The sequence below is a fragment of the Thalassotalea sp. PLHSN55 genome (assembly GCF_052030545.1).
Taxonomy (GTDB): Bacteria; Pseudomonadota; Gammaproteobacteria; order Enterobacterales; family Alteromonadaceae; genus CANMXU01.
The window spans coordinates 15,060-41,779 of record NZ_JBPDIH010000016.1; the positions used below are offsets into that span (position 1 = coordinate 15,060).

Annotated in this window: 19 protein-coding genes; 9 read left to right on the top strand and 10 right to left on the bottom strand. The window is 38.8% G+C overall.

The window, feature by feature from the left end; genetic code table 11:
• Positions 1-11 precede the first annotated feature (11 nt).
• Positions 12-1,373 (bottom strand): formimidoylglutamate deiminase, encoded by a 1,362-nt coding sequence (locus tag ACRRSQ_RS20000; RefSeq protein ID WP_440877544.1) that lies wholly within the window; start codon positions 1,371-1,373, stop codon positions 12-14.
• Complete coding sequence (hutG, locus tag ACRRSQ_RS20005; RefSeq protein ID WP_440877545.1) at positions 1,373-2,173, bottom strand: N-formylglutamate deformylase; 801 nt, start codon at positions 2,171-2,173, stop codon at positions 1,373-1,375. The genes ACRRSQ_RS20000 and hutG overlap by 1 nt, the downstream gene beginning before the upstream one ends.
• 173 nt (positions 2,174-2,346) lie before the next feature.
• On the opposite strand from hutG, the gene ACRRSQ_RS20010 reads away from it, so the two are divergent.
• The 5 genes from ACRRSQ_RS20010 to ACRRSQ_RS20030 all read left to right on the top strand — a co-directional run bounded on the left by ACRRSQ_RS20010 (position 2,347) and on the right by ACRRSQ_RS20030 (position 8,348).
• On the top strand, positions 2,347-5,274 hold the full coding sequence (locus tag ACRRSQ_RS20010; protein WP_440877546.1) for an ATP-binding protein: 2,928 nt from the start codon (positions 2,347-2,349) through the stop codon (positions 5,272-5,274).
• 192 nt (positions 5,275-5,466) lie between these two features.
• Positions 5,467-6,195 (top strand): glutathione peroxidase, encoded by a 729-nt coding sequence (locus tag ACRRSQ_RS20015; protein ID WP_440877547.1) that lies wholly within the window; start codon positions 5,467-5,469, stop codon positions 6,193-6,195.
• Positions 6,196-6,363: 168 nt separating this feature from the next.
• Entirely contained in the window at positions 6,364-6,594 is a 231-nt protein-coding gene (locus tag ACRRSQ_RS20020; protein WP_440877548.1) for a VF530 family DNA-binding protein, read from the top strand.
• A 130-nt stretch (positions 6,595-6,724) separates the two neighbouring features.
• Positions 6,725-7,585, top strand: coding sequence for a formyltetrahydrofolate deformylase (gene purU, locus ACRRSQ_RS20025; RefSeq protein WP_440877549.1), 861 nt, complete (start codon positions 6,725-6,727; stop codon positions 7,583-7,585).
• 232 nt (positions 7,586-7,817) lie between these two features.
• Positions 7,818-8,348: a VOC family protein gene (locus ACRRSQ_RS20030; RefSeq protein WP_440877550.1), complete on the top strand. Its 531-nt coding sequence runs from the start codon at positions 7,818-7,820 to the stop codon at positions 8,346-8,348.
• A gap of 88 nt (positions 8,349-8,436) precedes the next feature.
• Here the strand turns inward: ACRRSQ_RS20030 and ACRRSQ_RS20035 are convergent, their stop codons facing one another.
• Together ACRRSQ_RS20035 and ACRRSQ_RS20040 are read right to left on the bottom strand one after the other, a co-directional pair.
• The gene (locus tag ACRRSQ_RS20035; RefSeq protein WP_440877551.1) at positions 8,437-8,916 is read right to left on the bottom strand and encodes an acyl-CoA thioesterase; all 480 of its coding nucleotides are present in this window, start codon (positions 8,914-8,916) and stop codon (positions 8,437-8,439) included.
• Positions 8,917-9,078: 162 nt separating this feature from the next.
• On the bottom strand, positions 9,079-9,963 hold the full coding sequence (locus tag ACRRSQ_RS20040) for a 1,4-dihydroxy-2-naphthoate polyprenyltransferase (RefSeq protein ID WP_440877552.1): 885 nt from the start codon (positions 9,961-9,963) through the stop codon (positions 9,079-9,081).
• A 111-nt stretch (positions 9,964-10,074) separates the two neighbouring features.
• Between ACRRSQ_RS20040 and ACRRSQ_RS20045 the strand changes: the two genes are divergently transcribed.
• Positions 10,075-10,956, top strand: a complete 882-nt coding sequence (locus ACRRSQ_RS20045) for a bile acid:sodium symporter family protein (protein WP_440877553.1) — start codon at positions 10,075-10,077, stop codon at positions 10,954-10,956.
• Positions 10,957-11,280: 324 nt separating this feature from the next.
• Here the strand turns inward: ACRRSQ_RS20045 and ACRRSQ_RS20050 are convergent, their stop codons facing one another.
• A complete protein-coding gene (locus ACRRSQ_RS20050; protein ID WP_440877554.1) occupies positions 11,281-11,838 on the bottom strand; it encodes a YfaZ family outer membrane protein in 558 nt (185 codons plus the stop codon).
• A 292-nt stretch (positions 11,839-12,130) separates the two neighbouring features.
• Between ACRRSQ_RS20050 and ACRRSQ_RS20055 the strand changes: the two genes are divergently transcribed.
• The 3 genes from ACRRSQ_RS20055 (at position 12,131) to ACRRSQ_RS20065 (ending at position 16,343) form a co-directional block, all read left to right on the top strand.
• On the top strand, positions 12,131-13,909 hold the full coding sequence (locus ACRRSQ_RS20055) for an ATP-binding protein (protein WP_440877555.1): 1,779 nt from the start codon (positions 12,131-12,133) through the stop codon (positions 13,907-13,909).
• 267 nt (positions 13,910-14,176) lie between these two features.
• Positions 14,177-15,733, top strand: a complete 1,557-nt coding sequence (locus ACRRSQ_RS20060) for an ammonia-forming cytochrome c nitrite reductase subunit c552 (protein ID WP_440877556.1) — start codon at positions 14,177-14,179, stop codon at positions 15,731-15,733.
• A gap of 79 nt (positions 15,734-15,812) precedes the next feature.
• A complete protein-coding gene (locus tag ACRRSQ_RS20065) occupies positions 15,813-16,343 on the top strand; it encodes a cytochrome b (RefSeq protein WP_440877557.1) in 531 nt (176 codons plus the stop codon).
• 284 nt (positions 16,344-16,627) lie between these two features.
• On the opposite strand, the gene ACRRSQ_RS20070 is transcribed toward ACRRSQ_RS20065, so the two are convergent.
• The 5 genes from ACRRSQ_RS20070 to ACRRSQ_RS20090 form a co-directional block, all read right to left on the bottom strand.
• On the bottom strand, positions 16,628-17,632 hold the full coding sequence (locus tag ACRRSQ_RS20070; RefSeq protein WP_440877558.1) for a transposase: 1,005 nt from the start codon (positions 17,630-17,632) through the stop codon (positions 16,628-16,630).
• A gap of 84 nt (positions 17,633-17,716) precedes the next feature.
• Entirely contained in the window at positions 17,717-18,034 is a 318-nt protein-coding gene (locus tag ACRRSQ_RS20075) for a hypothetical protein (protein WP_440877559.1), read from the bottom strand.
• A 78-nt stretch (positions 18,035-18,112) separates the two neighbouring features.
• Positions 18,113-18,388, bottom strand: a complete 276-nt coding sequence (locus ACRRSQ_RS20080; protein ID WP_440877560.1) for a hypothetical protein — start codon at positions 18,386-18,388, stop codon at positions 18,113-18,115.
• Positions 18,375-22,475 carry an RHS repeat-associated core domain-containing protein gene (locus ACRRSQ_RS20085; protein ID WP_440877561.1) on the bottom strand — a complete coding sequence of 1,367 codons (4,101 nt, stop codon included), beginning with the start codon at positions 22,473-22,475 and terminating at the stop codon, positions 18,375-18,377. Before ACRRSQ_RS20085 ends, ACRRSQ_RS20080 begins: the two co-directional genes overlap by 14 nt.
• Positions 22,475-26,569 (bottom strand): hypothetical protein, encoded by a 4,095-nt coding sequence (locus ACRRSQ_RS20090; RefSeq protein ID WP_440877562.1) that lies wholly within the window; start codon positions 26,567-26,569, stop codon positions 22,475-22,477. Before ACRRSQ_RS20090 ends, ACRRSQ_RS20085 begins: the two co-directional genes overlap by 1 nt.
• Positions 26,570-26,720 lie beyond the last annotated feature (151 nt).

Genomic DNA, 26,720 nt, shown 5'->3' on the forward strand with positions numbered 1-26,720 from the left:
CAAATAACAACTTATGCCGATAAGCGCGCAATTAATTGACTAAATTTTTGTGCGCTTTGTTTGGCAAGCGGGTGTTGCTGATTAATCACTTGCCATTGCCCGTTCACCATCACATCTTGCACATGGTTGCTTTGGCTCGCAAACACTAAACTATCAATTACGAATTTATCTTCTTTAGCAAACAAAGCCGTTTTTGTATTATCTAACACTAATAAATCAGCTTGTTTACCAACCGCCAACTCACCCACATTAGCACTGGTGCTTTGCGCGCCTCCTAAAGCAGCCTTGGTCCACAAATTCAAACCTACTGAGGCTTGTTCATTATTTGCCAATACTGCACGTTGCTGGCGAATAAGTCGCTGGCTGTATTCAAGCCAACGTAACTCTTCAATTGGATTGACTGAAATATGGCTGTCTGAACCTATGGCGATAACGCCTTGGTCTTGTAAAAATTCCGTGGTTGGAAAAATACCATCACCTAGATTCGCCTCAGTTGTTGGGCAAATACCGGCGACAGCTTGTGTTTTTGCAATCGCTTGGCGCTCTTGTTCATTAATATGAGTGGCGTGAATTAAACACCAATGTTTATCAAGTTCAACATGGTTATGTAACCACTGAACTGGGCGCTGACCATAATGCGCTAAACAATCATTAACTTCTTGTTGCTGTTCAGCAATATGAATATGAATAGGTGCTTTTCTGTCTAGTTGGCGAACAAAATTGACCACAGCGTGCAAACCTTGTTCATCTACTGCACGCAAAGAATGAGGGGCAATGCCGACATTCGTATTAGGGTATGTTTTACTTAAAGTAAAACATTGCTCAACCAGTTGGTTAAAGTCTTCGGTGGCATGGATAAAACGTTTTTGCCCATCTGTTGGCGGCTTAGCGCCAAAGCCACTGAATTGATAAAATACCGGTAATAAAGTTAGGCCTATGCCTGAATTTTGTGCCGCTGAAAAAATCGCTTTCGCCATTGCCGCATCATTTTTGCATTCGCCTTGCACGTTATGATGAAGATAATGAAATTCTGCCACGCGAGTATAACCTGCAGTTAGCATTTCAATATAAAGCTGTTCGGCGATCACTTGCACATCTTGTTCACTTAACTGATCAAGAAATTTATACATGATGTTACGCCAGGTCCAAAAACTGTCTTGCCCTTCACTGCCCTGCTCGCTAAAACCTGCAAATGCACGTTGAAAAGCGTGAGAATGACAATTAACCATGCCGGGGATCACCGGTCCTTGAGCAACTTCAGCGCCTGCAACAGAACCAGAGGCAATATCTGTAATAACCCCGTCTTCTATGGTAAGGGTTTGGTTACTATGCCAACCCGTTGATAACAATATTTTTTCAGCAAAAAGCTTCATTACGACACCTCTTTGTTTTGTGAAAAGGCAATTAAGCACTCAACTAATTGCTTTAATTTAGGTTTTACTTGTTGTGCGAGTTCTTCATCATACTGCAGCGTTTCTTCATCCATGTAGGTGCTTTGCGACAACTCTAATTGCAATGCATGAACATTCTCGTCAGGTTTACCGTAAGCACGGGTAATATAGCCACCTTTAAAACGACCATTAACCACTTGGCTATAAGGTGAAAAGTCTAATTGAGTAATCGCAGCAATAAGTGCGGCACTGCAGCTATTGCCATTGGCATTACCAAAATTAAAATCAGGCAATTTGCCATCGAAAAAACGTGGTACAGCCGATTTAATTGAGTGCGCCTCTAGCAGTACAGCTTGACCATAGTGAGCTTTGATTTCATCGAGTGTTTGCGCTAGCGCTTGATGATAAGGCTGCCAGTAAGTTTTTACCCGACGCTGCTGCTCCGTAATATCAGGGTTCATACCGTCAAGGTAAAGTGGCGCTAAATTAAATGCTGTGGTTGGGCATAGTTCAGTATTGTCAGCGCCAGGGTATAAATCGACGCCATTAGGATCACGATTTAGGTCAATCACATAACGGTTATAGTGCGGAATAATAATGTAGGCGCCCAATGCGTTGGCAAAATCATACAGCCTATCTTTATACCAATCAGTATCAACGACTGCCCTGCCTTGCTCGGTCATGGTTTTGGCAATATCGTCAGGCAGTGCCTGACCATTGTGGGGCATACTAATCAACAAAGGCACAGAGCCTTTTATCAAGGTATAGGTTGCAGTCATCATCACTCACTTTAATTGTATATACAAGTTGCGACTAATTTATCACGCCAGCACCACTGTCAGCAATGCAATTCAAGTTTTTTGCCTTGTTAAAACTGTAAAGTTAAAAAACTAATTGCCGCCTATGCTGCGATAGCATACTGTAAGTGTAAGCAATATTTTTCATCTAAACTCTTATGTTCAAACGCTCAATCAATTTTTCAGCTCGACTTCTGCAAGCACACCATTTAGTTAACGCTAAGGTGCGACAATATGCATATTTAGCTATATTAGTCGCGTTAAGTTTTGGCATAGCAATACCGACCCAAGCGGCTGAATCAACTAGCAATAACACACCACTTCGTATCGCCTTACCAGATGTGAGCGACTTTAAGCAGCCATCGTATGATAAGTTCTTATTGCTCAATGGCTTCTTAAAAGAGTATTGGCAAATATGGTCTATTGATAATAATCGTGCAGTAACCTTTAGTTACTTGAATAATCCGCAAGCCATTGATGCATTAAATGACAATAAAGTGGACGTACTTGCTATTTCAGTGCTCGCCAATGCTAATGAAAAAATATTACTCAGTATTCCTTTTTCAAAATATCAACAAAAAGTTTATCGAAAACTTCAAGCAGATACAGAAGGTGGGCTGAAAATTGCGTTACATGCCCCTAACCACCGTGAAACTTTTTTCGTCAACAAGAATGTCGAACCTAGTTATTTTCATACCCTAGACAATATGTTTGAAAGGTTGGATGATTTTGATGCCATTACTTCGACCACACCATGGCGATTAACCGAAAAGTTAACAGAGCAAGATATATTAAAAAACTACTATTTAAACAGTGAAGAATCGCCTGAGGTTTATTTACATTTTGCCACTAGAGCGAGCGATAGAGAGCTGCTTGCGACGATTAATGATGACCTTCGCGGTGTTTCACAACTTCAGGCTAAACTTTGGAGCACAAAATATTTAAGCAAGCTGCCAACGTTAAATTTAACACTAGGTAATTATCTGACCAATTTATCAGAGCAAGAAAAACAATATATTATCGATAATGTCTCGCTGTATTATCCGATAGATCAAATGGGCTATGCACCATTATTAATTAGCCAAGAATTTAACAACGTCACCGAGCGTGGTTTAAGTATTGATGTTGCAAATTTAATCACCCAAAAAACAGGTATTCTTTTTAAGCCTCAATACGTAGAAGATTACGCTGAGAACATTACCTTGTTAGAGCAAAATCGAGTAGACCTTGCTATTGTTGCTAAACTACCTAAAACCATTCAACACCAACTAAGTTATTCTCAGCCTTATTTAACGAGTAGATACAATGTCATTCATCGGGTCGATCAAGACCCTGCTACCGATTTTAAACAGCTAGACAACGAGATAATTGCAGTAGTGAAAGATAAAGCTACCACTCAAATTTTACAAAAACACATACCTAATGCGAAATACATTTTCTTTGCCAATGCCAATGCCGCCATTCTTGCTGTTGCCAAAGGTCAAGCAGATGTATTCATCGGTTCACCACTGCACAGTGGTTATATAATTAAGCAACAACAATTTCCAAATATTACTAGCAAACCGATCACTAATTTCCCTGAAAAAGAAGCGCTTAGCTTTGTTACCTCAAACGATAATACCGTATTAATGACGTTACTTAATCGCTCGCTTAGCACTATTAGCGATCAGCAATTAGCTGAAATTTATACACTATGGAGTAAAACCGCTTTCAACCAAAGCTACGACAAAGAAGAAGTTGCCATAGCCTATCGAAATATGAGCTATGTATTAGCAGCAACCATTATTACCTGTTTAGTGATTTTTTGGATTTATTACCGACAACTGCAAGTACGCAAAGCAGCACAACATAAAGTTGAGCAAGCACTAACCATTGCTGAAGCAGCGCGCTTAGAGGCCGAACGCTCAGCACAAGCTAAGGTTGCCTTTCTTGCGAGAATGAGTCATGAAATTAGAACGCCAATGAATGGTGTTTTAGGTATGGCTGAATCACTAGCTTTTACCCAGCTTAGCCAAAACCAACAAGAATTATTAGATACGCTTAAAATATCAGCCCGCAATTTACTTGCGTTGTTAAACGACGTTTTAGATTTTTCAAAAATGGAGGCAGGCAAACTTACTCTTGAGTCGGTACCGGTCAATATTATTTCACTGAGTGAAAACATAATTGCCGGCTTTAAACATTTACATATCGACACTGCCGATAAATCGTTAAGTGATATTGATATCGTATTTGTTATTGATGAGCGTATCACCCACCAATACTACACCGACCCAACCCGCTTAACCCAAGTACTGAATAACCTGCTGTCCAATGCCATTAAATTTACCCAACGTGGCACAATTACCGTTAGTATTTCACTTGAAAGTTCAAGACAAAATTTTAGTGATATTATCGATAGCGTGCATTTTTCAGTGAAAGACTCAGGCATTGGCATTGCTAAAGAAAAGCAAAAACGTTTATTTAGTCCTTTTGTACAGGCAGATAGCCACATTACTCGAAAATACGGTGGCACGGGCTTAGGTTTAAGCATTTGCCAAGAAATAGTAAAATCTATGGGCAGTGAAATTTTACTGGAGTCTGCGCAAAACCAAGGTAGCGAATTCCACTTTTATTTGCAGTTAAAACAAGCTACGCCCGTGATTAATATCGAAGATAGGCGTCGAAAAGACCGTATTACCAATGCGCCAGACGATGGTCGATTCAAAGGTTTGCGGGTTCTTATCGCTGAAGACAATAGTGTTAATCTGCTAGTGATTACTGCACAACTTGAACGATTAAATATCAACCCAGACGTTGCAGAAAACGGCGAACAAGCACTTACTATGTATCGTGAAAAACCCTACGACATTATTATTTCTGATTGCCATATGCCAATACTCGACGGTTTTGAACTCGCAACTATTTTGCAAAAAGAAAAATCACAACCATTATGGTTAATCGCAATGACCGCTGACGCACTAAGTGGCGCCGCAGAAAAATGCTTTCAAGCAGGCTTTGACGACTATATGGCGAAACCTTGTCCGCAAGAAGAAGTTACCAACAAGCTCAACAATGCTTATCGTCAATTAACCAAAGACAGTTAGCGCTGCCGATTGAGCTTACCGCTTACGCAAAACACCCAACTAGAAGTCGTGAGGTAAATCGCCAACAGATAACTAACAGAAAGTGTAGTTCTAATAAATTGAACATACTCTTCTATTTAATTGAATTTATTTGATGGTTAAATTGGGTAATAATGACTACATTCAATAAGAGATCACTTATCAGGAGCAATTATGTTTGCAAACAAAGAAGGCCAAAACGTACCCGCAGTTACTTTTCCAATAATCGAGGGCAATCAGTGGACATCGCGCTCTAGTGACGAAATTTTTTCAAATAAAACCGTGGTGGTATTTTCATTGCCAGGCGCTTTTACCCCAACATGTTCATCGTCGCATTTACCTCGTTATAACGAGCTTGCGCCAACATTTTTTGCTAACGGTGTTGATGAAATAGTGTGTGTGTCTGTTAACGATACCTTTGTTATGAATGCTTGGGCAGCAGATCAACATGCCGACAACATTAGCTTTATTCCTGATGGTAATGGTGATTTCACCGAAGCAATGGGCTTATTAGTGGATAAAAGTGAAATCGGATTTGGCAAGCGCAGCTGGCGCTACGCCATGGTAGTTAAAAACGGTGTAATCGACAAAATGTTCATCGAACGTGATTTACCCGGTGACCCGTTTGAAGTATCAGACGCTGACACTATGCTTGCCTATTTAAACCCAGAAATCGTGCAGAAAAACATTACCGTTTTTTCTAAGCCAGATTGTCCTTACTGTAAAAAAGCAAAAGCGCTATTAACAGAGAAAGGCCTTCAATTTGAAGAAATTACTGTTGGCAAAGACATTAGTATTGCCGGTTTACGTGCGGTAAGTAACGCCGATACCGTGCCGCAAATATTCATTGATGGTAGCTTAATTGGCGGTAGTGATGATTTAGCCGCGCACTTTGCCGAGTAGTAATACAAGTAAAGCAAGATTAAGCATAGTGAAGTAAAACTAAGCACAGTTAAGTAATATTACACTTCAAGCGCACAATAGCTGATACACTATCAGTTATTGTGCGTTTATTTACGTATTCATTTATTAGTCACCTATTCGTCATCAACTTTGCAATGAAGATTTTTCATGGACAACCAACCTTATAACCCACTACACGGCATCACCTTAAAAGCTATCGTTACTGAATTAGTTGACCATTTTGGTTTTGATGCTTTAGGGCAAGAAATTGCTATTCGCTGTTTTACTCATGATCCAAGCATAAAATCGAGCTTAAAGTTTTTACGAAAAACTCCGTGGGCGCGTGAAAAGGTTGAGCAATTTTATATAAAAAATAAAAGCCAGCTTAAAAGCGAATAGTCACAAAGCAATTTGTTGAAATAAAAACCACTTTTTTCGCTAAAATCGCCAAGCAATGCTAGCTCTAGGGCAATAAGTATGTGATTATTTGTGTAAGTTTACTACACACTTGCAATTACCACAGAAGACTATGAGCGAAACTAACCATTACATTTTAACTTGGCAATGCCCTGATACTTCAGGTGTCTTAGCAAAAGTGACTCAAAGCTTATTTGAGCACCACGCCTTTATCACTGAAACATCACAATATTCAGACCCTTACACAGAAACGTTTTTCTCACGTATTGCTTTTGATGATCGTAATTTTACCGCGACCATTGAAGAATTTACCCATGCACTCGATGCGTTATCAAAAACACTGAATATGGAATACCGACTACACCTAAAAAATGATTTCCCGAATGTAGTGATTGCCGTGTCAAAAGACGATCACTGCTTAGTGTCGTTATTAACTAAGCAAAAAGCTGGGGTATTACCGGTCAATATCGTTGCTGTTATTTCTAATCACACCGACTGCCAAGCATTAAGCCAGTGGCATCAAGTGCCTTTTTATCATTTGCCGGTATCAAAAGAAAATAAGTCCGAGCAAGAGGCACAAATGCTGAATATTTTTAATCAGCACGACGGCGACTTATTGGTATTAGCAAGGTATATGCAAATTTTGTCTGACGATATGTGTGAAAAACTTCGCGGTAAAGCGATCAATATTCATCATTCATTTTTGCCGAGCTTTAAAGGCGCAAAACCTTACCATCAAGCGCATAAACGTGGCGTTAAAGTGATTGGTGCAACTGCGCACTATGTTACCGCTGACCTTGATGAAGGCCCTATCATCATGCAAGAAGTCAAACCGATTAACCATACTTTTACCATTAAAAAAATGGTGCATTTAGGCCATGATCTTGAAGCTACGGCGCTAAGCCATGCAGTACAAATGCATGCCGAACAACGCATTTGTTTAAATGGCGATAAAACCGTAATACTGGCTTAACCTCAAAACTCAGCAATAAAAAAGTAAGTAATCACTACGACCAAGAACACTTAATAATCTTGGTCGTAATCTTTTATATACAGTTGTAGTAATATACTGACACCCGCTGTAACACTATCTTTGCTTGAAATTAGCCGCACTGTAATCGCTATGATAAAACTATCATCATAATAGCCAACCAATAAAACACTATAATTAACATTGGCTAGCTTATTCAAACAAGTGGGTAGTTATGATCAAGATAGAAAAAATTCATCATGTTGCTTATCGCTGCAACGACGCAAAAGAAACCGCACAGTGGTATCAAGACAAGTTAAACATGAAGCTGGTTTTAGCCATTGCAGAAGACGAAGTACCGTCAACCAAAGCGCCCGATCCTTACATGCATATATTTTTAGATGCGGGTATGGGCAATGTACTAGCATTTTTTGAATTGCCAAATTCGCCAACTATGGACAGAGATCAAAATACGCCTCAGTGGGTACAACATTTTGCGATGCAAGTAGAAAATGTTGACGCGTTAGTTGCCGCCAAAGCGTCATTAGAAGCAAAAGGTGTCAGTGTACTTGGGCCAACACATCATGGTGTCTTTAAATCGATTTACTTTTTTGATCCTAATGGCCACCGCTTAGAATTAGCGGCCAATATTGGTACAACCGAGCAGTATCAACAATTGCATTCAGTTGCCCAAGACATGGTCGATGAATGGGCCGAAACTAAAAAAGCGCCACGCCATGCAGCCTGGTTGCACGAGCAAAGCTAATTTACCAGCAACCATATTCATCAGAATAATTTATGCACTAACAAACTGGTGCAAGCGTTATAAAATAGGAGCAAGTATGCTCCTATTATTATTTCCAGCCTAAGGTTTCTGCAAAATCAGTATCGAGCTTCAAGGCAAAATCTTTGGCATGAGTTGCCACTACCGCGAGTTTTTTCTCTTCATCTGTTTCAGGCGTAAATTCAGGCACTTTTACGTGAAAGCCGGTTTCATCAAGTGCCATAAAGGTAATAAAACAGCGATTAGTCACCACGGCTTTGCTTTCTTTTAAGTGGCTAGCACGTACCACAACGTATATATGCATACTGGTTTTTCCCGTATAAACAATACGCGCAGTTACCGAGATCATCTGACCGACCAAAATGGGGCGAATAAAGCGAATACCATTGGCCGAAACGGTAACGCAGTAGCGTTTACTCCACTGAGCGGCACAAGCATAAGAGGCTTGATCTATCCATTTCATCACCATGCCGCCATGCACTTTGCCACCAAAATTTACATCGGTAGGCTCCGCTAAAAACTGAAATTCAACGATATGTTTTTTATCCATAAGTGTATCCAATGTAAAGCTCAATTATATGAAGCGTTACCTAAACTATAGACAAAAAAATAAATTACCCCTCAAAATCAACAATAAACAGTAAGGTAATATTCAAGGGGGCGAGATAATAGCGATTTAACAGAAAGACAAACACAGTGAGCTGAATACGCTTTATAAGATTTGTTCTACGTTTAGCAATACCAATGAGGTAACAACACAATAGCTTAATAGCAGCTGCGCACTGCGCGCTAATAACACATTAAACTGCTGCACAGGCTGAGATAACACCTGCTTAGCCAACCACAGTGAAGGGAGCGCGCACAATAACACCGGCATCAAGGCCAACCAAATGTTGATTTGGCTAGGCATCGCATAAACATGTAATGCCATCGCGCTTGTTAATAAAAGCATATATAGAAAGCGTGCTTTGCTATCCCCTAAACGAACAGCCAAGGTTTTTTTGCCCGCTTTAGCATCGGTAACCCGATCGCGAATATTATTCACCAGCATAATCGCTGCGCTATAACAGCCACAAATCATGCCAAACAGTAGTGCGGTAAGGGAAAGCTCTTGGGCAAAAATATAATAACTGCCGCCAACCGCCAGCATGCCAAAAAACACAAATACCGTCACTTCACCTAAGCTGTGCGAGGCAAGTGGCCAAGGTCCTCCGCTATAGGCAAACACCGCCATTAACGACAATGCGCCAGCAATCAGTAAACGCCAATCACTTTGCCACACTAAAAACAGCCCTAAGCACATAGCAACTAAGCTAAAAAAACATGTCGCGTAAAATACCGATGACGAAGCAATTAATTGGCTTTGTGTGACTCTTATTGGTCCTAAGCGCTCTTCGGTATCCACGCCAGACTTGGCATCAAAATAATCATTAGCTAAGTTAACCGCTATTTGTAGGCAAACAGCGCAGCTAAGTACAACAATAAATAACAAAAAATCGAAGTGTTGTTGATTAACAGCCAAGGCACTTGCTAATAAAATAGGGCTAACCGAAGCAGGTAACGTTTTTGGACGAAGTGCGTAAACCCAAGGACTCATGTAAGCTAGCAAAGTAATATTGAATAATGCATTATATCATAACCATCATCCCCATTTATGGGTAGACTTAGCACAATAATTAACAAAGTAACTCAATAAAGAAGCGTCACTATGCAGTCAATCATTTCACAACTCGCCTTACCGCTAGTATTAGCATTCGTGATGTTAGGTATGGGCTTAGGGTTAAAACTTGATGATTTTAAAAAGATTTATTCAGCTCCAAAGGCGGCAATAACAGGACTTATACTGCAATTATGTTTTTTACCGCTTATGGCTTTGCTTGTTATTGCACTTTTTTCGCTACCACCGGTAGCTGCCGCTGGATTATTTCTGGTATCACTTTGCCCTGGCGGCGCTACTTCTAATTTATTTTCTTACCTTGCCAAAGGCAACGTTGCCTTAAGTGTTTCGATGACCGCAATAGTGAGCATGCTTTCGCCCGTGCTGTTACCTATTATTTTTGTCTTCTACCTAACGTTTAGTGATTTTTCAGCGGTTGAAAATTTTAGCTTGCCTTTGTTACCCGCAATAGCACAGCTTGCAGCGGTGACGATAGTGCCGACCATAATTGGCATGTCTATTCGTGCATTTTTGCCTAAGATTGCCTTAGCAATATTGCCTTATATGAAAAAAATATCCATGCTAGCAATGTTATTCATTATCGTTGCACTTGTTATCAACAATCCAAAAATCCTGTCTGCGATGTTATCTATACAAGCACTTGCAGTGCTCGCTTTATCAAGCTTTAGTCTTATGCTTGCATTTTTAATCGCTAAACACGTTAAACTTAATTTTACCGAACAAAAAACCATCGCCATCGAAGTGGGTGTTCAAAATGCAGGAACGGCGATGATGGTCGCTTTAAGCATTATGGGGCAAGCCAACCTGGCAACTGTGCCGCTAATTTACGGATTATTGATGAATATTCCGGCCTTTACTTTTGTTGCTTGGTCGTTAAGAAAAACCGCGAGCCAAGTTGAAGCACGCCAATAAATATCAATCAATAAATAACCTGAGTTCGGTTTAACAAATATTTCTCTAGCAGCTACTTTTACTTACTTCCGCGTTAAATCCACTTGCAATACGCCCACATGGAAGTGGAAGGTAGAGCGACGTACGAACCAAAGCCGTGACCAGCTATTGACGCGTAAATTTGCCTTGAATTAAGCAAAACTAACAAGCTAGATGTTAACATGAAAAATAGAATTCTATATTTCAACGGGTTAAACATCTCTTAAACCGAACTCAGGTTAAATAACAAAAAAGGAGCAACAATGCTCCTTTTCTTTTTTCTAAAATCGCCGGCTAACCTGCTGATTAAAATCGCATGGTTAAAGCGACAAATAGATTGTCTTGCATGTATTGACTACCACCATACTCTAATTTAGCTTTAGCATAACGATAACCTAACGAAATACTGGCTTCGGGAATAACGTCGTAGCCGATGCGTACTTCAAAGTCACGATAGTTTTCAATATCATTAAATGTGGTCACTTCAGGAGAATAGTAAATATGGCCCTTTAAGTATACACGCGATGATAAGGTAAACTCACCTTCTGCCCCTAGCGCTAAACCATAACCGTCAGAACCTTGGTCATTATCAAGGTTAAGGTAAAACATTTTACCGCCGATCAAAAATTTACTTTTTTCACTGACATCACCAACAAGCAACGACATATCAAACGCATCGCCACCATTTTCACGATGAAAGTACGACGTTTTGATCATGCTTTTATTGGTCGCCCCATTAATATTCTCATAGCTAATGTGCGCTGTTTTATCACTAAGCGCTAAATCTAAAGCGTCAGCTTGGGCATTGGTTATTACACCCATAGATGCTGCACAAACAATTGCAGCTAATGTTAACTTGTTCATATTATTCACTAAGGTAATAGAAGATTTATTAAGGAAATGTTCACTTAATTATATTGAAAAAAAACGGCGCTCAGTATGCCTGAATAAGTCGAATAATCAATCAATATAGCGCGATGATAACGATAGATAACATTTAGTTAGTTATTCATATATGTAATTGCTAGCGACATTTTACTTGGAAATATTAACCCAATAACAATAAATTGCTTAAAAAAGCGGGAAAAACAAACGCAATGAAAATTCTTTATTATACTGTTTTATTATGGAATAACGTTACGACCACGGTGGGCAAATGAATAGTGATATAAACAACCTACAACTAAAAACCATTCATTATTTACTTGAGGATGCGCGTCAAGCATATGCTCAGTCTGCCTACTTTGAACAGGCGCTTAGCTGTTTATCACAACTACTCGATAGCTCATTACTTATTCATACCAGCATATACAAAGATAAAAATAACCTAGAGTACCAACTAACCAATCACCTTTATTCCACCGACAAAAAAAGTGAACCTTGCAAACATTCATTGGCAAGCTTCGAACAAGCGAATAAACCTGAAGTTATTCAAACCTTGTATCAACAAAAAAGCGAAATTCTTGTGCAAAAAAGTCAATTAATGCACAGTTTTTTTTACCCTCAAAATGCGCCAACATCCAATTTAGGAGACGAGTATGCATTAGTGGTTATTCCATTTTTTTATCAAGACGACCTGGTCGGTATTTTATCTTATAAAAGTGAACAGACAACTCAAGTGACAGCAAGGTATCCTGCGGTTTTTAGCACCATTCACGCCATTTTTGAAAATTCGAATAAGGAAAAATCATCGGAAATCGAAAGTGCCACCTACCAAATGGTACTCGATTTAATGCCGCAACGTGTATTTTGGAAAAACCGTCAGTCTGTTTATTTGGGGTGTAATAAAGCCTTTGCTGATGATGCCTCAGTTGACGGACCTGACAATATTATTGGCCTAACTGATTACGACTTTTTCCCAGAACAAGCTAATTTATACCGTTCAGACGATGCTAATACCATGGAAACACTAGAGCATTTAGTTGCATCAGAAGAGCCGCAAACACACGCGAACGGTGAAACCATTTGGCTGCGCACCTCAAAACGTCCAATTATCGATCAGCAAGATAATGTTATTGGCGTCGTTGGCACCTACGACGACATTACCCAATTAAAAGGCATTCAACACGAATTACAAAAAGCAAAAAGCACGTTAGAAAATAGAGTAAACGAGCGGACTAAAGAATTATCGCGATCTAATCAAAAACTAGAGTCAGCCATCGTTGAGCTAAAAACTACACAAAACCAACTCATTGAAAATGAAAAAATGGCTGCGCTTGGTAGTTTAGTAGCAGGCATTGCCCACGAAATTAATACACCATTAGGTGTTGCTGTCACTAGCGCTAGTCATTTAGAACATGTTGCTAAATTTCTCAACACATCCGTTGCCAGCGGCACGCTCAGTAAAAACGATTTTATCACAAAATGTGATGAAATTATTGACAGTAGCGACCTGATACTTCGCAACCTTGAACGCGCTTCTGAACTGGTTCGCAGTTTTAAAATGATCGCGGTAGATCAAAGTAATGACGAAATTCGCGATTTATTTATCTATAAATATTTAGGCGAAGTTGTGCACGCGCTTAGCCCTAAAGCCAGTAAAAAAAATATTCGTATTTTCCTTAATGGCGATGAAAATCTGCAAATTAAAACTTACCCGGGCGCTATTTCACAACTTGCGACAAACCTTCTCGACAACGCATTTATTCACGCATTCGACAATATTTATAATGGCGAGATAAAAATATCTTTTAAAGTCATTGGTGATCAGCTTGAACTTAAGTTCCAAGACAATGGCCAAGGCATGGACGAAGAAACCACCAAACAAATATTTGACCCATTTTACACTACACAGCGTGGTAAAGGTGGTACCGGGCTTGGGTTAAGTATCGTGTATAACCTAGTCACCCAAAAACTCAATGGCTCAATCACCTGCCAAAGCAAACATGATGAATGGACACGCTTTACCTTAGTTATTCCACTCAATATTGTTTAGGTTTATTGACTATTTAACGACAAGCAACACCGTTCGCACTAAAACTAATGTACGTATACATTACCAACAACTATTGCTGTTAAATTATGCAATAGCACCGCTGTATTTACCCGCCAACACAACCAGGTAACACAATCACACAATAAAAGCGCACTATGTCACAACTCCGATGACTGGGCTCTTTTATCATACGCACCTCACAATAATTGTTGTAATTTCTAATGATTACATCGCTTTTTACACCCAGTGTAACCTGGAGCTTGGTCCATGAAACTAACCACACTTGTCCTTTTCACCTCAACCTTGCTGATTTCAGCCTGTGTTTTTGCACATGGTGATGCACATCAACACAATGAAAACCAGCCTGTTGCAGCGCCACGTAGCGACGCAAATCCCACTCTTGAAGCGTGGAGTAAGGAATATCCTGAACATTTAAGCATGTACATGGAAATGAAAAACACCAGCAAACCAACCGAGTTCGGTGGTAATACGCCCTACAGTAAGCTGATCCGATTTCCACAATTGACCGAACTATGGGCTGGCTATGCCTTTGCCGTTGATTTTAATGAAGAGCGCAGTCACTACTACACTCAAATCGATCAATACGAAACTAAGCGCAATGACAAAGAATTTTTAAATAGTCATGGCTTTGCCAAATTCAAAGGTCAACCTGGTGCATGCATGAACTGTCACAGTGGTTGGGTACCTGAATTAGTACGTGAGATGGGGTGGGAGAATTTCAATCGAACACCTTACTGGGACACAGTGAAAAAACTGAAAGAAGAACACGGCGGTGGTATTCACGGTGCAGAAATGGGCAGCACCTGTGCTGACTGTCATACCGCTGACGATATGAGCTTACGCGTAACTCGCCCTGCTTATATTAATGCCATGGTAGATCGCGGTTACGAGAAAGATGAAAAGCTTGGTTTAAAAGCCAGCCAAGAAGAAATGCGTACGCATGTTTGTCAACAATGTCATGTTGAATACTACTTTCAAGGTAAAGATAAAGTATTAACCTTCCCTTGGTCTGAATGGCCTAAAGATGAGCCACTAAAAGTAGAAATGATTGAAGAGTACTACGACAAAGCACGCGACGCAGGTACGTTCACCCAAGACTGGACCCACAAAACCACGCGCGCAGCAATGTTGAAAATGCAGCATCCTGAAGCGGAAATGAGCTCCAGTGGTCGTCATACTCGCGATGGTATTTCATGTGTTGATTGTCATATGCCAGTTACGACACGTAATGGTGAAGAAGTGACCGATCATAACTTAGACTCGCCATTAAACGATGTCACCGTTTGTCAAAGTTGTCATGCTCACAGCAAGCAAACCACCGAACAAGTGGAAAAAATGGCACAAGATGTTCAACGTCATACCGCCAATGAATTGCACCAAGCTGAATATGCAATTTTAGCATTGATTAACGACATTAAAGAGGTGCGCGAACAGCTTGCTAAGCATCAAGACTTTAAAAACATCACCGATAGTCAAGCACAAGAAAAAGCAATATCAGCAGCCATTGCACCTGCACTAGAAATGCACCGTCGCGCAAGTCTACGCTGGGATTTTGTTGGTGCTGAAAACTCAACTGGTATTCATAGCCCGCGTGAAGCATGGCGTGTACTTGACGATGCCGAAGCAATGGCGCGACAAGGCCAAGAAAAGCTGCAAACCGCTGCGGCTAAATACGGCATTACTGTTGAGCTAACCGACAAAGGTCCGATCCCTGTGCCACCACCTGTGATTAACCTAAACGACATTGTTGGCTCTATGCCGCCAGCAATTACCGGTAAAGCTGACGATATGTGTCAACAATAGTCACCGTCATTAGCAACAAGCATTACTCTCGTATTCAACTATCCCACGCGGTAAACGCGCGGCATATAAAGGTTTAAAAATGAAAACTTGGATCCCTGTTAAAGAATTCAGTCAAGCAAACCGCTTAGTTCACCATATTTCTGCGGTATTTTTTATCGGTGCATTATTACTAATGGGCTACGACAAACTATTTGGCTCGTCAGATGCTATGTACTTACACCAATCTTTTGGCGTAATTGTTTTTGTACTTTACTTTAGCCGCGTATTATTAATGTCGTGGTTTGGTAAACCAGAAGCACTTGGCACACAAGTGGAAAAATTTGCGGCGCACATGGCACACTTTGCCTTGTACAGCATCTTAATTTTCATGCCATTAAGCGGCTTACTTGTTAACGCAACCCGCGCTAGAGAAACCGTTGTATTTGGTATTTTCAGCATCCCTGGTTTTGCTGAGCGCCATATGGATATGTACCTACTAGCATTAGATTTGCACAGCGCGCTGCAATGGGTATGTTACCTATTATTGGCAGCTCATGTTGGCGCCTCGTTATTCCACCACTTTGTATTAAAAGATGAAACATTAAGCCGTATGTGGGGTAAAACAAACTAATACTTAGCTAATGTTTCACGATAAAAAAGGAGCTATTATCAGCTCCTTTTTTATTGAAATTGTGGTTGCCCTGCAAACAAATTAACTACAGCACCGACTTACCTTAACTCAGGGGAGAAATTTTTTATGGAAACGTTTTGCTATTTTTATCATCTAATTCGGCTATGAATCTATCATAACATCCGCTAATTAGGTGGCCAAAACATGTATCACTAAAACTTTAAACAATGGAAATATAGCGCTGTAAAAGCATATTTAGAACACATAAACCTTGGTGGGTTTGCTTAGCAGTATTCCGCATTTTTATACAACTTCAACGTTCGGTGAGTAGCACACCATTTACGATTTGTACAAACAGCCCATTTAGTCATGTTTTCTGGGCTACCCGCCGCATCAATAAAATGCCGATTGAACTGCTTTATTGTTTCAAGCCAATCTTGCTCATTCACATGAAAGCGTTCAAATAAAGGTTTTATATGAGCAGGAATAGCACCTCGTTTATCTTCTCGAATACATCGCCCTGTCCATTCAACTAATTTAAAATAATCAATTAGCTTAAATGGCAAACCTTTCTGTACTTTGCTATGTGGTTGGTATCCCATAAATGGCAATAGCTTATTTGGCTGAGCTTTCTGATTGTGTTTTGCTTTGGCTAGGGTGTTCAAGCGCGCTTGAATGCTGGTAAAATCAGAGTTTTCGGGTGCATCACTAATTGCAGCACGAATCGGGTTTAAATCAACATAGGCCATACAGGCTAATAGTGCGGTTTCATCAAGTAATGCCTGAGACTTAAAGCGACCTTCCCAAAAACGCCCTTTGCAGTTGTCTTCTTTATTCGCTTGCACGGCAATTGATTCATTCAAACAGCGCATATACCAACCTAAATCGTATAACCGTGCTCGCCATACTTGAATCATTTCAAGCGCTTTATCTTTTTCAGCTTGGCTAGTGACTTTATCAGTCAACCACCTATCAACCATAGTATGGCCATTAAAAAACTGTTTCCAGCGTAATGCCACATCATAGTCACTGAGTATTTCGACTTCTTCTTTACTAACTTTTAATACAAGGTGATAGTGATTACTCATAACCGCATAAGCGCAAACTTCAATGGCAAATACAGAAGATAGCTCAGTAATTTTATCAACTACCCACTGTTTTCTATGGTCAAAGTTTTGCCCTGAAAATTTATCGTCACCACATAAAAACGCCCGACGTACACAGCGAAAAATGCAGTGATAGTAAGGCGTTGCTTCTAAACAGACTTGTTCTTTACGGGCTCGGGTCATGGCTTAACCTATTGATGAATAATTACACAAAAATTTAAGCCTAGTTGATGGTTTATAATAAATCCAATTTATGGGTGTCTCTTCTTATTTATCGACATTAAAACCTTGCTGATCACGCCAATAAGACAATAACCCGGTTAAGTCACCTTCTAACTTTTTAATAGCCGATGACAAATTGCCAGCGACTGTTTCAGGAGCATAAACCTGATAATAAATACCGTCTTTATCGATAAAACCATCGTTTTTTCTATCGCCTATTTGCCTTTGTGGTTTAACTTTTTTAAAGCCTGAGTTTGATGCTCGCATTATGTCGCAAAATAAGTTTTCAAATGCATTACCATTTGATTCATGCTCTCTCAACTTAAACGCTTTACGTACACCTAGTTTTTGTTGAACATCCATTAAGATTTCCTACTAAATAACCTTAATTAATATAAAGGAGGGTATAAGCCCCGACTAGCGAGGCTTTGGATTCAAAAATTATTGAGCTGGCTCAACGTCTTTAATATTACAAGTTTTAGGATAACTAAGGCATTTAGTACGTGCATAATCCATCCAAACAATTTTATAGGGATTAGAGTCATCTAATGAATTAAAAAAGCCCTTATAAAATTCAGTAATAGCTCTTGCGATACTAGGCCTTCCTTGTTGCTCCAAATATATTGGAAAAACAATATAAGGTGTAATAGTAAACAGGGTTAGAAAAGCAAAAAGCAAAACTAAGCTTCTTTTATAAACTAGCCTAAGGTTTATCATTAATTTGATCCTTAAAGGCTTCATTTATATTTTTCTGAAAACCTGGGTCGTAAAAGATATAACCATCAATAAGTCCTTTGAAGCCCTCTGTTTCAATAATGAATGGGGACATTGCCCCTGAAACAGTCACCATATGCCCTCCAGCCATAGTCGTATTGTAGGCGTACCCATAACAAATATCTCCGCCAGAGGTACTACTTGAACTTCCTTTAATACCTGATTTTGTGACGCCACCAGATGTACATGTATAAGAGCAAACTTTTTGCCCATCCTCATACCCACAACCACCTGTACTTTCTGGTTGGCAACTAGCTTCAATTAACCCTAATGGGTCAATTTTAGTTATAGGGTTCCCACTAACATAAGTGTAAGTATTCATGCCACCAAGTAAGCCAATCGGATCAGATTGCGTATAGCGCCCCGTCTCTGGGTCGTAATAACGATTGATGTTGTACCAAAGTCCAGATTCACTATCGAAGTATTGACCAGGGTAACCGATATTAAAGCCACCAATATTATCAAGCAACGGTTCACTAAAAAAAGCAAAGTTACCAGTACGCCATTGCTCATTGCCATTAGAGTCGGTAATAGACACTGGTCGACCTACTTGGTCATTATGTACATAATACACTTGGCCGTTATCAATAAAGCCAATAACTTGGCCTGCCATGTAAATATAATCGCGATAATTGTTGCTAGTCTCTTCCTGCTCAGTAAATAGAACGCTGCCAGGTCCGTAAATAAAACGCTTACGCGTATCACCAATAACATCTTCTTTATAGATCCGCTGGCCAAAGTTGTTGTATGCATATTTGCCAACTTGCTCTCCATCTATAATTACAGATACTTTTTGCTTTAGTGCATTGAAAGAATAAGACCTTTGAGTTAGTGGGATGCCACCAGGCGATACTGTTATTCTATTTCCAATATCATCATACCTATATTCATAACTATAACGATCATCATCAACTAAAGCATGAGTTAATCGAAACTGCTCATCATAAATATACTGTTGACTTAATTCACTATGGTAATTATTAGTCAAAAATTCAACGGTATTGTTATCGTCGTAATAATCTAAATCTAAACTTAGTATGCCAGTAGTATTAATAGTATCTATGCGATAATCAGTATCATATTGATTATTCTGAGTTAAATTATTACCGTATAGCCACGACGTTGGTGGTCCAAAAGGCTTGTAATCAATATTACTAACCAAATTTTCATTATTAACTTGTACAGAAGAAGGGCGGTTAGCATTATCGTACTCATAACTTACTACATTGCCACTAGGGTAAACAATTGATTTGAGTAAACCATTATCGTGATATTGGTAACTAACATTAAACAACCTGTCTATTGCATAATCATTCTGTTCGGCTAATTGACCAATAGCATTATATTCGTAACTACTACAATTATTATATTGTACTGCTCCTGTAAGCTTACCAGCACCAAAATCACCTTCATCGTATTGCCAAGACTGCATTTCCAAACCAGCTACTTTTATTGTTAAACGATTGAGTGCATCGTATTTATAACGGGCAGTTCCTTCTGCTCCTTTTTTATAAATAAGGTTGCCAGCAACATCATATTTAAACGTTGTTTTACCTGTATCAGGGCTATCTAATTGAATAACTTCACCAAAATTATTATAGGTATAGCTTGTTGTTCTTCCTATAGCATCGGTTATTGATTCGATAAAACCCATGGTATTATATTCAAACGTTGTTACGCTAGTATCAGGCTCCGTAATGGTATGCACTTTACCATTAGGATGGTAAGTATAGCTTACCTTATTTTCCACGGTTTCATCACAATTACTACTCGTTAAACATTCATATTGTATGGAGCCATTCGCATTATATTGGTAAGAAACAGCTTGCCCATTTTGTCCCTCCTGTAAACGAATGCGACCAAGCTCATCATATTTAACTAAAGCCACAAACTCAGGCGAAGCTTCTTGATTAGCCTTGAAAGATAATGACTCCAAATTACCTAGAGCATCTCTAGTATTTACTGTTTTGAACTCATTTTCACCGTTATAGCTATAAAGCAACTTGTATGTATCAGAATAAACGTTACCGCTTACATTACCATTAGAATCAATAACTTTTTTCAATTGTCCTAATGGCGTATATTCAAAAGTTGTTGTTTGATTATTTATAGTACTCGTATGTAGCCTTCCGCCAGGATAGTAGGAATAAGTAATCGCTTGCCCACTTGGAGATATTTCTTCAAGCACCCTGCCAACACTGTCAAATTTAGTATATTGAACCTGATAATAGTTGGCATAGTTAATTAACGTAGTATTACCTAAATTATCAAACTCAAAGAATGTAAGATCGTTAACTTCACGAGAACCGTCAATAGTCATTTCACTTAACATGCCATTAGCATGTAATTTATAATTATACGTAACTTTACGTTCAACAGGATCAGTACCATCAGTACCAAACATATCTGTGAAAGTAACCTCTGAAATTCTAGAAGTTAAATAGTCATATTTATAATGGCGTTTCAGTTTAGTACCTGCCGTACCAATACGATATTCCTCTATTCGCCCAGGATGGTGCTCAGCATAGTCCACATAAGTGCGCTCACTACCGGGACGCTGTAACCATTCCAAAACTCCATTTTCACTATAATGGTACTCTGTTTTGTTACCTTCAAAATCATATTTGGCTTCGAGGTGGCCATTTTCATCGTAATCAATTTCACGAGTAGTAGAACCACAGTATGCAGAAGCTTCACCAACTACTTTAACAAGTTGCCTTTTTTGAATACCCTGTGATTTAACATAATGATATTTAGTTACTTTACCCAAAGGGTTTGTTATTTTCACAGTATAATTTGGTTTATAAAAATAACTTCGATAGCCATAATCATCTATAGCTTCACCCGCACCATTATAAACTCCGTCATCTATTTTCCCGTCATGGTTAGCATCACCAAAATAGTTAAATTCAAATTGAAAATGGTCCTCTAAATTATTTTTATCAACACCGTGTCCATTAGAAATAGAATGGCCTAATCCATCATAGGAAAAATGACCATAGTTTTTACCATTAATTAATGTACGAGTTAATGCATAAGGGTGGCGAGTATCATCATATTTATATTCAAAATAATCACCATTTGGCATAATAACTTTTGACAATAAATTGTTAGATATGTGGTATAGATAACTTTCATCCGCAGAGTTAGTTATTGTTAAAACATTATTATTTTTGCTAAAAGTTAACGTACGACCATTACTGTGTGTAATGGTAGATAACTCCCCACTTTCATAACTATAGTTATGTGAAATCCCTTCAACACTCGTTATTTTGGTTACTTGACCCTGTATATTGTAACGTTCAGTATTCCCGCCTTTAAAAAGCAAAGAAAAGCTTTCTGTAGTGGCATCATATGTTGCCGTATAGGCCTGCCCACTTGAAAATTGATAACCAGAGGTTCGTTTTAACAATACCTTTTCTCCACCCGGCCTATACGCTAAAATATCACTTTGTCCCGGTTCAAAATTGTTGCTAAAACATTGTGGGTCATATACCCCGCGTGAGTCTGGAAATTCGCATGAAGCAGACTTAAATCTTAAATAACTTCCAAAGCTTGTCAGCCATTTGTTTCCTAAAGAGCTTTCTTGATCTGAGTAATGGCTATAAACTCTAGCAATTGTAAGAGGAAACTCCTCAGTTCCTTTAAAGTCGATATACTCTTCTATTTTATTGCCAGTTCTCATATTAGTTGGGTTACCACATTTTTCTTCTGTGGAAGCTGGCCCGCCTTCATCTACCATTGACTGTCCAGGGTATGAATCGTCTAGGTATCTACTCAATTGCTGTAGTATTGCCCTCACCTCGTCATCCCCAGCCCATACTTGCTTACCAGGTTTAAGGTTAAGTTTCGAACCACGTGTTATTATTCTCTCAGTTTCACCTTCCTTTTCTTCATTAAACATTGTGTACCTTGGCCCTGACAAAGAATTTATCGAGCCCGTAATAGAAGACTGAGAAACAGCTAAGCTGTCAAAAATGCATGCATTAACTAAGCAAAAAAATAATATAAATACTGGTAACTTTTTCATTACAAACTGCCTTCTTCTTGAGGGACTGGACAGAAATCAATTGGTTCAACTATTTCAACTTCAATTACTTGACTGGGTTGGCATTGTCCATATGCACAGCCTCTAATGGCCACTTGATATTTACCTGGGAATAATGTGTCGTAAGCTACTGAAACTTTGTCGGAACCGGGAGTTAAAGTTAATTCAAGAGTATCTAACTCAACAACAGACACTGGTTCGCTATTCCCTTCAAAGTCATAATTCTCATTTGTAATCTCACTAAAAACAACTTCATAGAGTTGAAGGCTATGATCAGCTAGCCATTCAGCCTCAAAGCCACCCGTGCCAGCAACACTATAAACATCAATATCGCCAGTTTGAAGATTTACCATTACTTCATTAGAGTCAGAGCCAGAAAATATACACTGCTCTCCTTCAAAACAGCTTAAAATTTTAAACTTATAAGCTCCTTCCTCTTCAGGCAACATTTTGTATCCTGGGTAAAATAGAGAGTCATTTAAAAGCTCAAAGGCCCCCCCATTTATGCTAACCGCGACTTTATAATAATCCGCATTATCTGAACTAGGCCAAAGAACATCAATATAAGAATAACTAGGGTCATATTCTGCGATTACATCTTCTGAGCGTGCAAGTGGTACGCCAGTGGCACAATAAACTGGTACGCTAATATTGACTTGCTCAGTAACTTCACCTTGGTTCGTATACTTTATAAAAGCTTTAAAATTTGTTTGATGGTTACCTTGCCCATATAAAGAACAAACAGATTTTTTTGCTATAAAACAAGTTCGCCCATAAATTCCTGCGCTCTCATCAAACCTTACTATTGGGTATCCAAGGTCATTAGCATCTGGTGTAACAAAGTACGTATTTTGCTCTGTACTACCTCCCATTAAACACATGCGGGATCCTGGCACAAACCCCCCGCCAGCTGCTGTTGTTAAATCAGTTTCAAGTATATGTTCGTGATCGAAAGGAGGAAATATTCCTTTCCCTACGTGAATATTGAAGTCTCTAGTATCAATACCTCCTGTGCTATCAAGAGCAAGAATCCTCACTTTAATTTCATCAAAAGCACTAGCCCCCGCCTTTGCCGTTATATTCAAGATACAGTCACGCTTTGAAGAAGTATCACCATAGCAAAACGATTCAAACTCCAAAGTTGAAATAGCGCTGATAGGCTCCATCACTCGTACATCAAAAGAAGGGTTAACAATCGTTGCACCACTTTCATTTTCAATATTAAAAGGAATAGACATCATAGAGCGATCCCCAAATAAATGTACATTGTTTGGAGGAAGATGAGAGATAGGGATATTAGGATCGTTTATATTTCCTATTGTATATCCAGTGGCAAAGTTAGCAATGCCTGTTCCTTTCCTAAAGACTCTTGAAATGCCAGGGGAAGTACAACCAAAATCAAAGCATGCCTTTACTTTAAAACGCGTAGAAACGCCATATGTCGTTGATGGGGTAAAACTCACTAATTGGTCATTTGCAGCAACCGTATTCCATTCACCCCAAGAATACCCGCCATCTTCAGACTGCGCTATTAAATAATACTCTGCAGCCTCGATAGGTGCCCATGTTACAGTTAAGTCACCTAGAAGAAAGCTATCATAGAAATGCACCTCTTTTGACAGCACCACTATAGGCGTCGTCTCGGCTGCATTGACAATAACTAAAAAATCACCAGAGTAAGTATTCTCCCCTATTTGGGCTTGTACTGTAATTGTTGAATAACCTGATTGAAAATCATTAGGTTTAACTTCAATATGATAGATGCCGTCGTTATCAAAAATAGTGACGTTTTGTGGAAGGACCAAGCTAGTATTACTTGACGCAACAGTAAAATTGGCCTCATCGGTTGTTTCAACAAGCAAGTTTAGTTGTTTTAAACTCGAGGTTGAATTCTCCATTAGACTCATATCGTCAACAATAATGTACTCGTTGAGAAGTACCTCTATAGAGTGAGTATCATATGTCTTACAACGCTGGAAGTTACATAAACGAAAACGATACCGATATATATCATTTTCTGTTTTATGGTATAGGATATTTGGAACAGCACTATAGTCTTCATATTCACCAACGACACCATTAACTATTTCAGCAATTTCAACACTATAATGCGTAGAACCTTCTCTATTCCAATTTATCTGATAATAACCATCAGCATTGTAATACTTACTATGACTTCGTACAGTGCCTGTAATGTTATAATCTAAATCTTGAAATGCGGGCTCTGATAGGTGAAGCTCTTGAGTAACCATAGGTTCAGAACAAATATTACCATTACATGCTCGAATATTTATAATATAAGTACCAACAGTTAATTGGTCAAAAGCAATCCGGTCTACCGCACCAATATTCTGCCATTCACCTTCAACGCCATTTTTATCCAAACGAAGTTCGAAGTGTGTCACACCCTCAGGAATACCAACATATTCATTATCATGGTTGTAGCCCCAACTTAAAATAACTTCTCCTTCAAGAGGCTGTTCATATGCCGAATTTATTAGGGTTTCATCAGTTGAAGTATAATTTACTACAATTCGATTCGAAGAAGTTTCAGGCAATCTAGGTTCTTCTGATATAAAAATATTATCAACATAAGCTAGGCTTTTTGCATCCTCAACACCTAAAACATTGAGCTTGATAATGAGTAATTTGGTTTGTGAAGAAGAGGGGACTTCAAAGGTTTTATCTTCCCAGTTTCTTCCTCCAGAGACAGTTTCAAGTATGGTCCAAGAAACATTATCATATGAGTAACTTAAAACAACACGTTGTCCCAAGTTAAGATTTTCTGTAGAACGAGAGTATCGTATGCGTAAAGTTGAACTGCTATTTGTTTCAACCTTCTTAATAATTGGAGACCATCTTTTTAGGCTGGCGCCAAAGTTACATTCTTTAGCTGCCGACTGTACTACCTTATTATCATGACCAGTATTATCCCATTCAGGCTTAAACAAACCTAATTCAAAATTATCTCCAAACAAAAGGTTTTTTTCTTGTGTGCCCCCAACACATGCATAGGCATATGGTTCACTAATGGCGTGTTGAGGACAAGCTTGGTAACCAAGATACTCAACGCAAGTTTCGATATAATACTTATATTTCCCAACAGGTCCTGATAAATTAACACTTGTATCGATTCCTTGATAAATAACATCAAAATCTTCTCCATCAATTGAACGATATAACTTATATTCTGGAGAGCGCCCCCCCTGATCTTTTGTCCAACTTATTTTTTGATTACCATCGTAACTCACTGTAGGCACAATTGATGTTAGTTGCGGTTGTGAAGGTCCTATTTCTGAAACAGTAGCCGAACCTATTATACTACATGCATCATGCGTACATGCAGCAACTCTGTATTGATGTAAACCAGATGGGCGGTTTTCAAGCTGAACACTATTATTGGTATATGAAACGATAGGAATATACGGCCAAGAATCATAATCTGTATTGAAAGAGTTATTATGCATAGCTTGAACTTTATAACTAATTATGTTTTCTCTAGTGTCAAGCTGGAGATTATGCTTACCATTAAAACTAATGTTTGGGGTACTCACACCAAAAGAACTTGGGTTAGTGGTCATCGTGATATCATTAACTAAAGCATAAGCATTACTACTATCTTTACTTCTAACCATAAAGCGTATAAACACTTTATAATTACGCCAAGTTGGCACAATAAAGCTTGACACTCCCCAAATATTATTCTTTCTAGAAACGTCAACAAATATCCAGTTTTTACCATCTAGCGAATATTGAGTGAGCAAATGACCATCACTTGTGAAACCATAGCCTTTACTCTTAAAGCTAATTTCTACTTGTTCAGCACCGTTAATAATAACCTCTTTAGAAAAGCTAGCTCCATCATACAGCTTAACAAAAGCACCGCTAGCTTCTTTATAATTACCAGAACTATGCTTAAGCCAACCTTTAAAGCCGATAGTATTATCTGAGTTATATACAACTTGGTCACTAATAGCTGTAGAAGCTAATAGTTGTGGACTAATCGATAGGTATAACCCTAAAACTGTTATTAGTTTTACCAGTACTATCAATGGGACTATTTTCAAACGAATCATACTATCTTGGCTCCAAGATATTCATATTGCTTAAACCTTTTAATCAAATCAAAACAAATGACATATTTATATTATATTTAATACAAATATTAACAAATAGTTACAAAGTGACGCAATACGAAGTGAATGAAGGAATTGTTATCAACTTGTA

Bases quoted from the DNA above. Each gene is read 5' to 3' on its own strand.
- ACRRSQ_RS20000 (WP_440877544.1), bottom strand. From the start codon at position 1,373: ATGAAGCTTTTTGCTGAAAAAATATTGTTATCAACGGGTTGGCATAGT.
- hutG (WP_440877545.1), bottom strand. From the start codon at position 2,173: ATGATGACTGCAACCTATACCTTGATAAAAGGCTCTGTGCCTTTGTTG.
- ACRRSQ_RS20010 (WP_440877546.1), top strand. From the start codon at position 2,347: ATGTTCAAACGCTCAATCAATTTTTCAGCTCGACTTCTGCAAGCACAC.
- ACRRSQ_RS20015 (WP_440877547.1), top strand. From the start codon at position 5,467: ATGTTTGCAAACAAAGAAGGCCAAAACGTACCCGCAGTTACTTTTCCA.
- ACRRSQ_RS20020 (WP_440877548.1), top strand. From the start codon at position 6,364: ATGGACAACCAACCTTATAACCCACTACACGGCATCACCTTAAAAGCT.
- purU (WP_440877549.1), top strand. From the start codon at position 6,725: ATGAGCGAAACTAACCATTACATTTTAACTTGGCAATGCCCTGATACT.
- ACRRSQ_RS20030 (WP_440877550.1), top strand. From the start codon at position 7,818: ATGATCAAGATAGAAAAAATTCATCATGTTGCTTATCGCTGCAACGAC.
- ACRRSQ_RS20035 (WP_440877551.1), bottom strand. From the start codon at position 8,916: ATGGATAAAAAACATATCGTTGAATTTCAGTTTTTAGCGGAGCCTACC.
- ACRRSQ_RS20040 (WP_440877552.1), bottom strand. From the start codon at position 9,963: ATGAGTCCTTGGGTTTACGCACTTCGTCCAAAAACGTTACCTGCTTCG.
- ACRRSQ_RS20045 (WP_440877553.1), top strand. From the start codon at position 10,075: ATGCAGTCAATCATTTCACAACTCGCCTTACCGCTAGTATTAGCATTC.
- ACRRSQ_RS20050 (WP_440877554.1), bottom strand. From the start codon at position 11,838: ATGAACAAGTTAACATTAGCTGCAATTGTTTGTGCAGCATCTATGGGT.
- ACRRSQ_RS20055 (WP_440877555.1), top strand. From the start codon at position 12,131: ATGAATAGTGATATAAACAACCTACAACTAAAAACCATTCATTATTTA.
- ACRRSQ_RS20060 (WP_440877556.1), top strand. From the start codon at position 14,177: ATGAAACTAACCACACTTGTCCTTTTCACCTCAACCTTGCTGATTTCA.
- ACRRSQ_RS20065 (WP_440877557.1), top strand. From the start codon at position 15,813: ATGAAAACTTGGATCCCTGTTAAAGAATTCAGTCAAGCAAACCGCTTA.
- ACRRSQ_RS20070 (WP_440877558.1), bottom strand. From the start codon at position 17,632: ATGACCCGAGCCCGTAAAGAACAAGTCTGTTTAGAAGCAACGCCTTAC.
- ACRRSQ_RS20075 (WP_440877559.1), bottom strand. From the start codon at position 18,034: ATGGATGTTCAACAAAAACTAGGTGTACGTAAAGCGTTTAAGTTGAGA.
- ACRRSQ_RS20080 (WP_440877560.1), bottom strand. From the start codon at position 18,388: ATGATAAACCTTAGGCTAGTTTATAAAAGAAGCTTAGTTTTGCTTTTT.
- ACRRSQ_RS20085 (WP_440877561.1), bottom strand. From the start codon at position 22,475: ATGAAAAAGTTACCAGTATTTATATTATTTTTTTGCTTAGTTAATGCA.
- ACRRSQ_RS20090 (WP_440877562.1), bottom strand. From the start codon at position 26,569: ATGATTCGTTTGAAAATAGTCCCATTGATAGTACTGGTAAAACTAATA.